General features: G+C 64.0%; 5 protein-coding genes. 1 reads left to right on the top strand and 4 read right to left on the bottom strand.

Annotated elements, in window-relative coordinates; translation table 11 throughout:
• From EN939_RS13990 to EN939_RS13980, 3 genes are all read right to left on the bottom strand, one after another.
• Positions 1-2,924 (bottom strand): helicase-related protein (locus tag EN939_RS13990; RefSeq protein ID WP_127268476.1); only part of this gene is annotated, 2,924 nt, incomplete at its 3' end.
• Positions 2,925-3,643: 719 nt separating this feature from the next.
• Positions 3,644-4,369 carry an acetoacetyl-CoA reductase gene (gene phbB / locus EN939_RS13985; protein ID WP_023814310.1) on the bottom strand — a complete coding sequence of 242 codons (726 nt, stop codon included), beginning with the start codon at positions 4,367-4,369 and terminating at the stop codon, positions 3,644-3,646.
• A gap of 127 nt (positions 4,370-4,496) precedes the next feature.
• Positions 4,497-5,675, bottom strand: coding sequence for an acetyl-CoA C-acetyltransferase (locus EN939_RS13980; protein ID WP_127268475.1), 1,179 nt, complete (start codon positions 5,673-5,675; stop codon positions 4,497-4,499).
• Positions 5,676-5,976: 301 nt separating this feature from the next.
• Here EN939_RS13980 and phaR point away from each other — a divergent pair, with 301 nt between their 5' ends.
• Positions 5,977-6,588, top strand: a complete 612-nt coding sequence (phaR, locus tag EN939_RS13975; RefSeq protein WP_027037157.1) for a polyhydroxyalkanoate synthesis repressor PhaR — start codon at positions 5,977-5,979, stop codon at positions 6,586-6,588.
• 21 nt (positions 6,589-6,609) lie between these two features.
• Here the strand turns inward: phaR and EN939_RS13970 are convergent.
• The coding region (locus EN939_RS13970; protein WP_127268474.1) for a citrate synthase at positions 6,610-7,510 on the bottom strand (901 nt) is incomplete at its 5' end.

The following is a 7,510-nucleotide window of genomic DNA, read 5'->3' as shown; positions in this document are numbered from 1 at the left end:
ATCACCGCCACAGGTTCGTCCGGCGCGGCGTCCGTTGCGGGCGCGGCATTTGCCGCCAGGTCGGCCGTTGCGGCTTCTTCTGCCGCTGCGGCTTCAGTCTCGGCAGCTTCAGCCTCTGCCTGCGGTTCAGCCGGTGCCGGTTCAGCAGCAGCCTCGGCAACAGGCGCTTCGTCTTGCACGGTTTCGACCGGAGCGTCCGCCTGTTCTTCCACGGCAGGCGAAGCAGGTTCCGCCGCGGCGTCGGAGGTGATTTCGGCGGGAATTTCGGCCGCGGTTTCCGAAACGGCCACTGCGTCCGATGCCGCCTCCGACTCTTCGACGGCTGCCTCTGCTGCGGCATCCGTTGCCGCGGCTTCGGCCGATTTGGCCTGCTCGGCTCGTTCAGCTTCTTCCGTCGCCAGTTTCGCCACCGCCGCTTCGCGGGCGGCGTTGTCCTGCGCTTCGAGCCGCGCCTTGACCTCGACGGCCGGCTTAGGCTCGGCACGATAGCCGAGACCCTTGAGAATTTCTTCCATGTCGTCCGCGGTGGCGCCGAGGATCGACATCATCGGCGGCGTCACCATGAAGGACTGGCCGTCATAGGCGCCGTCCGGGCGCTGGCCGAGGCCGGGCTTCCAGTTGGTCGCCGGACGGATCAGATCCGCCAACCGTTCCAGTATGTCGATGCGCACGGCGCGACGGCCGAGATTGCGGTAGCCGGCAAGCTTATAGAACGTCTTGTCGAAAGCAGGGTCGATCACCACCGAGGTGCGACCCGAGGCGAGCGCATGGACCACGTCGCCAAAACCCGGCTTGTCCTTGCCGTCGTTCTTCAGCGCCCACAACAGCGTCACCAGTCCGGCAGGCGCCGGCTTGATCAGCGCCGGCACGAAGACATGGTAGGCGCCGAAGCGCACGCCAAGCCGGCGAAGGGTGGCGCGGCCTTCCTGGTCGAGCGACTTCATCTCCTCGGCGATGTCGCGGCGGTTGATGAGGCCGAAATTCTCGACCAGCTGGAAGGGGATGCCGCGGCCGATGCCGGAAATCTGGTCGGCGTTTTTCAAGTCGACCAGTGGCTTCAGCAGCGACTCGATCTGGAAATTGACGAAACGCTCGGCACGCGCGGCAACCTTGTCGCGCGCCGGGCCGGTCAGTTGTTCGTCGGCCAGCAGCACCAACCGCGGCTTCAGCGCGTCTTCGCCTGATACAAGCGTGCCGATCGGCGCGCCGATCCAGCGCAGCGTGCCGTCCGAGCCGAGCGCGATGTCGCCATTGGCGCAGGCGCCGAAGCGTTCGGCGCGCGATTCGAACTCGGCGGCCAGCGCCTTCTGGGCAGCGGTGCGCACCGCCTTGGCGTCTTCGCCGCCGGCGGTCTGGTCGGCGGTGAAGCGGAACCCTTGCAACTCGCCGACATGGTGGCCTTCGACAAGGACGGTTCCGGTAGGGCTAATTTCGGCTTCAGGCATGGTATTTTCTCTAAGGCGCCGCATGAGGACGGAAGTCCTGCGGTCTACGAAGCGTTTCGTCAACCGCTCATGCAGCGCATCCGACAATCTGTCTTCGATTTCGCGCGTCTTTTCCTGCCAGTGTGCCTGATCGGCCAGCCAGCCGGGCCGGTTCGACACGAATGTCCAGGTGCGGATCTGGGCTATGCGATGCGACAGCGTGTCAATGTCGCCCTCGGTGGTGTCGGCGCGGCGCACCTGCTCGGCCATGTAATTCTCGTCGACATGGCCGTGGCGTGCGAGGTCCGTGTAGATCGAGGCAATGAGGTCGGCATGCTGCGCCGGCGCGATCCTGCGGTAGTCGGGCAGCGCGCAGGCTTCCCACAGCAGCGCCACGCGCTTGGCATTGGTGGTGAGCGCGCGGATGTCTTCGTCGCGCGACAGATGCTCGAGCGCCTGTGCGTCGACGGCAGGCAATGCCCGCGTCAGTCCCTCGACCGGAGCGTTGGTCTCGATCGAGCGCTTCAGCGCGTCGAGGCTGGCAAAGTCGAAATGCGCGGTGCGCCACTGCAGCACCTTCACCGGATCGAAATCGTGGCCTTCGATCTTCTTGATCAGCTCTTCGTCGAGCGGGTCGACCTGGCCGGTGACACCGAAGGTGCCGTCACGCAGATGCCGGCCGGCGCGGCCGGCGATCTGGCCGAGCTCGGCCGCGGTCAGGTTGCGGTACTGGAAGCCATCGAACTTGCGGTTCTGGGCGAAGGCGACGTGGTCGAGATCGAGATTGAGACCCATGCCGATTGCGTCGGTAGCGATGAGGTAGTCGACATCGCCGGACTGGAACAGCGCCACCTGGGCGTTGCGGGTGCGCGGCGAGAGCGCGCCGAGCACGACGGCGGCACCGCCCTGCTGGCGGCGGATCAACTCGGCGATGGCGTAGACCTCGTCGGCGGAGAAGGCGACGATCGCCGTGCGCCGCGGCAGGCGGGTCAGCTTCTTGGAACCGGCATAGGCAAGATGCGACAGCCTCGGCCGCGTCACCACCGAGACACCCCTCAGCAGGCGCTGCAGGATGCCATGCATGGTGGCAGCACCCAGCAGCAGCGTTTCCTGACGGCCGCGAAGGTGCAGGATGCGATCGGTGAAGATGTGGCCGCGCTCGAGGTCACCGGCGAGCTGCACCTCGTCGATGGCGACAAAGGCGGCGTCGGTCTCGCGCGGCATGGCCTCGACGGTGCAGACCGAATATCTGGCGCCCGGCGGCTGGATCTTTTCCTCGCCGGTGATCAGCGCAACCTTGTGGGCGCCGACCTTTTCGCAGACGCGGGCGTAGACCTCGCGCGCCAGAAGTCTGAGCGGCAGGCCGATGATCCCACTCTCATGCGCCACCATGCGCTCGATGGCGAGATGGGTCTTGCCGGTGTTGGTCGGCCCGAGCACGGCGGTCACGTCGCGGCCCGACAGGATCAGCGGCTCTGTGTGTTTGGGCTGGATGTTCATCAACCTAGAATAAGGCTTCTGGGACCTGGAAATAAGGCTTCTGGCCTCTGGTTGTCGGGAGCGTGCCTCAAATGGCGCGTATGACAGGCGACACATAGGGATTTCGGGCGCGAAGCGAAAGCGGAATGTTCCGCCGGCGGCGAGAAGGTGGTTTTGTCAAGCTTCCAATCGGCTGCGGATTAACGGATAGAACGAGTCTGGAACGAATCGGCGACGAATCAGTGACTCCTGCAGATTCAGCTTTTGTTCACGGCTACATGTGGATTTCGCGGCCGCGAGTCGCACCACATGCTGAATCGCTGAACTGGCCCGTTTCATGCTAAGAGGGTGTTGCCGTTAACCTTTGCCTGGAAACAATCACGGCGGCTAGGCGCGCCTCAACCAACATGATGAAATTGTTGATCTTTCTTAACCTGCGTTAAGCAGTTGGGCAGACGATTCCGGCTGTCGTCGTTAACGTTCGGCTCATAGCCGGAACGAATCGGCGACGAATCAGCGATGGCGCGATTTTCCCGATTTGTTCACCCCAATATCTTGTGTTGTGAACAGCTTATCCACCGAGAATCCACAGGTTACGAAGCAGCTTTCGCACAGGGCGGCGGGTGGCTGTTAACCTCTGCGTGCCGAATTGGGTCAGCTACGGTCGCGAGCACGTCAAAGGGACCGTGCCGGAAACGGGCCGGTGTGCCGGCCCGTCGATCTCCTACATCGCCACGTCGTCAGGCGAAGTATTGGCCGCCATTGGCCGTGATGGTCGAGCCGGTGATGAAGCCGGCATCTTCGGATGCGAGGAAGACGACGCAGCGCGCGATCTCTTCCGGTTCGCCGAGGCGGCCGACGGGGATTTGTGGGATGATGCGGTCGTTGAGCACCCTCTCGTCAATCGCCTTGACCATCTCGGTGGCGATGTAGCCAGGGCAGATGACGTTGACGGTGATGCCGGCGCGTGCTCCCTCTTGAGCGAGAGCCTTGCTGAAACCGATGTCGCCGGCCTTGGCGGCGGAATAGTTGACCTGGCCGGCCTGGCCCTTCTGGCCGTTGATCGAGGAAATGGTGATGACGCGGCCGAACTTGCGGTCGCGCATGCCGCTCCACAGCGGATGCGTCATGTTGAAGACGCCGGACAGGTTGGTGTCGATGACCTCTTTCCACTGCTCGCGCGTGATCTTGTGGAACATGGCGTCGCGGGTGATGCCGGCATTGTTGACCAGCACCGAGACCGGGCCGAGATCGGCCTCGACCTGCTTGATGCCGGCGGCGCAGGAATCATAGTCGGCGACCGACCATTTGTAGACCGGAATGCCGGTCTCGGCCTTGAATTTCGCCGCTGCGGCGTCATTGCCGGCATAGTTCGCGGCAACCGAATAGCCGACGGTCTTCAATGCGATCGAGATCGCCGCGCCGATGCCGCGCGATCCGCCTGTGACGATTGCTACCTTGGTCATGCGTGTTCCCTCCCTTTGGTCGGGAGAGCGAATAGGGAGTAGCGAATAGCGAGTAGGGATCTACGTCCCGTCGCGCTGACGCAATTCTTCCCTATTGACTACTCCCTATTTGCTACTCACTTCTTTTTCAGAGTGCTTCGATGCACATGGCGACGCCCATGCCGCCGCCGATGCACAAGGTGGCGAGGCCTTTCTTGGCGCCGCGCCGGCGCATTTCGAAGACCAGCGTGTTGAAGACGCGGGCGCCGGACGCACCGATCGGGTGGCCGATGGCGATGGCGCCGCCATTGACGTTGACGATCGAGGGATCCCAGCCCATGTCCTTGTTGACGGCGCAGGCCTGTGCCGCAAAGGCCTCGTTGGCCTCGACCAGGTCGAGATCGCCGACCGACCAGCCGGCCTTTTCCAAGGCCTTGCGCGATGCTGGGATCGGGCCGGTGCCCATAATCTGCGGATCGACGCCGGCGGTTGCCCAGGACACGATGCGTGCCAGCGGGGTGATGCCGCGCCTCACCGCTTCCGCCTCGCTCATCAGCAGCGCGCCGGCGGCACCGTCATTGATGCCGGAGGCGTTGGCGGCGGTCACCGTGCCGTCCTTGTCGAAAGCCGGTTTCAGCTTGGTCATGTCGTCGATCGTGGCGCCGTGGCGAATGTATTCGTCCTGGTCGACGATGGTGTCGCCCTTCTTGCCCTTGATGGTGACGGCGACGATCTCGTCCTTGAACTTGCCGGCCTTCTGCGCGGCCTCGGCCTTGTTTTGCGAGGCGAGCGCGAACTGGTCCTGGTCTTCGCGGGTGATCTGGAACTGACGCGCGACGTTTTCGGCGGTGTTGCCCATGTGATAGCCGTTGAAGGCGTCCCACAGCCCGTCCTTGATCATGGTGTCGATCAGCTTGAAGTCGCCCATCTTGACGCCGGCGCGCAGGTGCTGGGCATGCGTCGAAAGCGACATCGATTCTTGGCCGCCGGCGATGATCACCTTGGCGTCGCCGATGGCGATCTGCTGCATGCCGAGCGCAATGGCACGCAGGCCCGAGCCGCAAACCTGATTGAGGCCCCAGGCTGTGGTTTCCTTGGGCAGGCCGGCATTGATCGATGCCTGGCGGGCCGGGTTCTGGCCTTGCGCGGCGGTCAGCACCTGGCCGAGGATGACCTCGTCGACCTCGCCTGGTTCGACACCGGCACGCGACAGCAATTCCCTGATGACGACGGCGCCGAGTTCATGCGCAGGGGTGGCGGCGAAGGCGCCGTTGAAGGAGCCGACCGGCGTGCGCGCCGCACTGGCAATGACGATGGAAGCGGACATTTTCTTCTCCAGACTTCAAGGGTGTTGCTCTGTCGTTGGGGACTTTTCTTGCCCTTTCCCAACCCCAAGTCAAACCGGAAATGGGCATGGCGCCCATGCGCCGCAAGCAGGCCGTGCCTTGCCAGGGCGACCATTCGTCCATTGCTGCGCAGCATATTTTGCCTGCTATGCAGCATTTAGTGATCCCGCACTGCACAAACTGCTTGGAATTGTGAAGCTTTTGCGCATATCCTCAAAAAAAAGGCACAATCGTTATCGGCGGCTTGCTCAGAGGCGCGCCGGTGTCCCCGGGAGGATGTAGATGGCCGCTAAAGACGATCCGATCATCATCAAGAAATACGCCAATCGCCGCCTCTACAACACCGGCACCAGCACCTATGTGACGCTCGAGGACCTCGCCGAGATGGTCAAGAAGGGCGAGGAGTTCACCGTCCAGGACGCCAAGACCGGCGACGACATCACGCATCCGGTGCTGACACAGATCATCTTCGAACTGGAGAACAAGGACGGGCAGAACATGCTGCCGATCCCGTTCCTGCGCCAGCTCATCGCTTATTACGGCGACCAGATGCAGATGATCGTGCCGAGCTTCCTCGAACAGTCGATGCTTGCCTTTTCCAAGGAGCAGGAGCGCTTTCGCGAGCAGATGAAGGGGGCGATCGGCAAGTCGCCGCTCGACATGATGAAGATCACCACGCCGATCAAGGCGCTGGAGGAACAGACACGCCGCAACATGGAAATGTTCCAGAATGCGATGCGGCTGTTCACGCCGTTCCCGCCCGCCGGCACCGCGCCAGCCGCCGCGCCATCGCCCGAGCCGGCCAGGAAGGAAACGTCAGAAAAACCCGACGATCTTCAGGAACTGAAGGACCAGATCGCGGCCATGCAGCGCAAGCTCGACACGATGTCCTGAGCGCTTGGCGCTCTTGCAACCCTACACCAGCACGCCCTCATAGCGGCCGCGCGGCCTGATGACACTTCCGCTTGTGATCTGTTCGACCGTGTGCTCGGCCCAGCCGACGCTGCGTGCGAGCGCAAACAGGCGAAACGGCGCATCGCGCGGCAAGCCGAGGCTGCGCGTCAGCGCTGCCAGCCCAAAGTCGATATTGGGAAGCGCGCCGGTCGCCGCAAGGGCAGCATCGCGCAGCGAAGATAGTGTGCCGTCAACCTCGATCACCGACAGAAGCGCCGCCCCTCGGGGATCGCCGTCAGGATAGAGCTGATGACCGAACCCCGGCAATGGCCGGTCGTGGCTGAGCCAGCGCCGGATCGTCGCATCGGCGCCATGTCGGGCCGCATCCTCGGCCAGTTGCATCACCGCCTCGCCGGCACCGCCATGGCGAGGGCCTGACAGCGTCGCGAGCCCGGCCAGCAGGCAAGCGGCCAGCGGCGCGCCGGTCGAGGCTGCGACGCGCGCGGCGAAGGTCGACGCATTCAGTTCATGATCGGCAAGCAGGACAAGCGCGCGGCGGATCGCATTGGCGCCGCCGGCGTCCACCGACCAGGCCTGCGCCAGCCGCTGATGGACGGGATCTGGTCCTGCCGGTGCGCCCAGCGCGGCGACCAGCACGCCGACAGCGTGCGCGGCATCGGCATGCAGCGAGGCCCGGTTGCGCCCAAGCGACGGGCGCCCTTGGCCGGCAAGCACGGCAAGTTGCGCAAAAGCCGAGGCCCGGCCGGCTTGATGGGGCACATCCGGCGACGGTGCTTCGAAAGCCACCGGTTCCGGCAGAGCCCAGAGAATGGCGGCGGCTTCTTCCAGTGTGGCGTGCCCGGAGAGCACTGCGGCGTCCTGCCCGCGATAGATGAGCCGACCGTGCGAGACGGTCGAAATC

This window comes from Mesorhizobium sp. M7A.F.Ca.CA.002.05.1.1 (genome assembly GCF_003998335.1).
In the GTDB taxonomy this organism is placed as follows: domain Bacteria; phylum Pseudomonadota; class Alphaproteobacteria; order Rhizobiales; family Rhizobiaceae; genus Mesorhizobium.
Note: the sequence above shows the minus strand (reverse complement) of the source record. Positions and strands in the feature narration are given on the sequence as shown.

What these genes read in the sequence shown, in the direction of transcription:
- EN939_RS13980 (WP_127268475.1), bottom strand. Translation starts at nt 5,675, where the DNA reads ATGTCCGCTTCCATCGTCATTGCCAGTGCGGCGCGCACGCCGGTCGGC.
- phbB (WP_023814310.1), bottom strand. Translation starts at nt 4,369, where the DNA reads ATGACCAAGGTAGCAATCGTCACAGGCGGATCGCGCGGCATCGGCGCG.
- phaR (WP_027037157.1), top strand. Translation starts at nt 5,977, where the DNA reads ATGGCCGCTAAAGACGATCCGATCATCATCAAGAAATACGCCAATCGC.